The following is a 1,816-nucleotide window of genomic DNA, read 5'->3' on the forward strand; positions in this document are numbered from 1 at the left end:
GAGGCTGTTGCAACCGCAGCACCCTCTAACCATATCCGAACATCAGAGTAAAAAAACATATTAACCGGTGAAATAAGCTGTTTAAGTGCGCACATCCCCAAGCCCTCTTCAGAAAAGAGGACTCGGGGGTGTTATGTTCTGCTGGTTTTTATGCCGTTTTCAACTCAAAAAGAGAAATTCCAAGTCGGTTTTCTGAGATCTTAGCAAAAAGCTTCTTTATGTTGTATGCGAGTCCCAGCAAAAGGAACTCAGTTCTGATGTTGTTTTTGCCCCTGCACAGGAATCTTCTGAAACCATAGTCCTGTTTCAGCACTCCGAATACGCCCTCAGCCTGTATGCTTCGGTTCATTCTGAGCTGTCTTCCGAATTCGGTCGTTATGTTTTCCAGGCTTTCTGCTCTCAGTTCTTTGAATCTGTGAGAGACTGAAAGTGTTTTGTTTCCCTTTGCCTTTGTACAGTTCTGTTTGTGAGGACAACCTTCGCAGCTTTCACATCTGTACAGTGCTTTCTCCGAAACGAATCCCGTCTTGCTTTTTTCGTGTTTAGTCCCGACTCTCCAAAGTATCCTGCCGGCTTTGCATACGAAAATATCGCCCATTTCATGGTATTCCATATTTTCGGGTCTGCCGTATTTTGTACGGAAGTTTCGTTTTTTGCTCTGCTCATAATTTACGGGTTTTATGTATGAGGTCATATTATGTGATCTGAGATAAAGATAGTTTTCCTCGCTCTCATAGCCTGCATCGCAGATGATGTTTTTCAACACAAACAACTCAAGACTGTTAAGCTTTGACAGAAACGGGATCAGCGTATTTACGTCGCTCCGTTCGCTTGAAACGTCTAAACCTACGATGTATTCACCCTCGACCGCCGACTGGATATTATACCCCGGTTTCAGCTGACCGTTTCTCATGTGATCGTCCTTCATACGCATAAAAGTTGCATCGGTATCTGTCTTTGAAAAGCTGTTTCTTCCATCAAAAAGGCTGTTGTAGTGCTCATAAAGAGCCATTTTTTCAGCATATTCTTCGAGCTTTTCAAGAGCTTTCTGATATACTGATTTATGATGTCCTTTTCCGTAAACTCGTTTAATACCGAATTTTATCATAAGAGATGACAGGGTCGAGATCATATCCGATACTCCTGTATTTTCGGGGGATCTCACACCATAAGCATATTTTATCTCATCAAGTATCTCAGGCAGTTTGGTACGAAGTTTCTGCTCGTTTTTTGAGACCGCCTTTTTCCAGACGAATGTATATCTGTTTGCATTAGCTTCGATCTTTGTGCCATCAATGAACAGGTTCTCGCCGCTTATCTCTTTCATATTCAAAAGATACTTTACAACAGCGTAAAATACACGCTCGATCTGTTCTCCCATTTTCTGACGGAATCGTGAGATAGTGCTGTGATCCGGAGCTCCAAAGCCATCGAGAAGCCACATGAAATGAATATCCCTTTTGCAGAGCTGTTCGATCTTACGGCTTGAAAAAGAGTCGTTCATGTAGCCGTAGATGAGTATCTTCATCATGATATCCTCGGGTATGGCGCCATTCCACTTGCTTACTATCGTGTATTCTTCTTTTTGATAGATCTCATCTATAACATTGCTCAATACTCTGACAGGTGAGCTTTCTTCGATGTAGATCTCATAATTCATGTTAAGACGCACTTGACAATTTCTCATTTTTGTGGTACAATCCTTTCGTTGGTTTAATGTTTTTTTGCAATTATATTATACCACAAAATGAGACGCCTGGCACTACCTTTTTGGTGTGTCAGGCGTCTTTTTCTTTGTTGGGGCTGCAACAGCCTC

1 protein-coding gene is annotated in these 1,816 nt (G+C 41.9%); it reads right to left on the minus strand.

What is annotated here, in order from left to right; all coding sequences use genetic code 11:
* Positions 1 to 148: 148 nt before the first annotated feature.
* A complete protein-coding gene (locus tag CUS_RS15805) occupies positions 149 to 1,687 on the minus strand; it encodes an IS1182 family transposase (RefSeq protein ID WP_037277755.1) in 1,539 nt (512 codons plus the stop codon).
* Between the last annotated feature and the right edge of the window lie 129 nt (positions 1,688 to 1,816).

It is taken from the genome of Hominimerdicola alba 8, assembly GCF_000178155.2.
Classification (GTDB): domain Bacteria; phylum Bacillota; class Clostridia; order Oscillospirales; family Ruminococcaceae; genus Hominimerdicola; species Hominimerdicola alba_C.

What these genes read in the sequence shown, in the direction of transcription:
- CUS_RS15805 (WP_037277755.1), bottom strand. Translation starts at nt 1,687, where the DNA reads ATGAGAAATTGTCAAGTGCGTCTTAACATGAATTATGAGATCTACATC.